We start from the raw sequence: 1,220 nt of genomic DNA, 5'->3' as shown, positions 1-1,220 counted from the left end.
GTGTTCCCAAGTAGCAGCGTACTCGTGAAATTCGCTGTGAATCTGGCGGGACCACCCGCTAAGCCTGAATACTACCTGGTGACCGATAGCGGACTAGTACCGTGAGGGAAAGGTGAAAAGTACCCCGGGAGGGGAGTGAAATAGTACCTGAAACCGTGTGCCTACAATCCGTCGGAGCCTTTAGGGGTGACGGCGTGCCTTTTGAAGAATGAGCCTGCGAGTTAGTGCTGCGTGGCGAGGTTAACCCGTGTGGGGTAGCCGTAGCGAAAGCGAGTCCGAATAGGGCGTCTGTAGTCGCGTGGTCTAGACCCGAAGCGGAGTGATCTAGCCATGGCCAGGGTGAAGCGTGGGTAAGACCGCGTGGAGGCCCGAACCCACCAGGGTTGAAAACCTGGGGGATGAGCTGTGGTTAGGGGTGAAAGGCCAATCAAACTCCGTGATAGCTGGTTCTCCCCGAAATGCATTTAGGTGCAGCGTCGTGTGTTTCGTGCCGGAGGTAGAGCACTGGATGGTCTAGGGGGCCCACAAGCTTACCGAAATCAACCAAACTCCGAATGCCGGTACGTGAGAGCGCGGCAGTGAGACTGCGGGGGATAAGCTTCGTAGTCGAGAGGGAAACAGCCCAGAACGCCGGCTAAGGCCCCTAAGTGTGTGCTAAGTGGGAAAGGATGTGGGGTCGCCCAGACAACCAGGAGGTTGGCTTAGAAGCAGCCACCCTTTAAAGAGTGCGTAATAGCTCACTGGTCAAGTGGTCCTGCGCCGACAATGTAGCGGGGCTCAAGCACACCGCCGAAGCCGTGTCATTCCGGTTATGCCGGGATGGGTAGGGGAGCGTCGTTCAGCCGTTGAAGCGCCGGAGTGATCCAGGTGTGGAGGCTGGACGAGTGAGAATGCAGGCATGAGTAGCGAAAGCAGAGTGAGAAACTCTGCCGCCGGATGACCAAGGGTTCCTGGGCCAGGCTAATCCGCCCAGGGTAAGTCGGGACCTAAGGCGAGGCCGACAGGCGTAGTCGATGGACAACGGGTTGATATTCCCGTACCCGTGTGAACGCGCCCATGGCGAGGCTTGTGATACTAACCGCCCGAAGCCCGGGTCTGATTCTTCGGATGAGGACCCGACGTGGAGCGCGGGACCTGAACTTGTAGTAGTCAAGCGATGGGGTGACGCAGGAGGGTAGCTCCGCCAGTGAGTGGTAGTACTGGTGTAAGCGTGTAGGCCG

The 1,220-nt window shown here is 58.3% G+C and carries 1 rRNA gene; it reads left to right on the top strand.

Features of this window, described 5'->3' with window-relative positions:
• Window positions 1-1,220 (top strand): 23S ribosomal RNA (locus CKY47_RS36760); the annotation flags it as partial.

The sequence above is a fragment of the Saccharothrix longispora genome (assembly GCF_030852425.1).
Lineage (GTDB): Bacteria > Actinomycetota > Actinomycetes > Mycobacteriales > Pseudonocardiaceae > Actinosynnema > Actinosynnema longispora.
The sequence above is the reverse complement of the archived record's forward strand: the minus strand, read 5'-3'. Positions and strand labels throughout refer to the sequence as shown.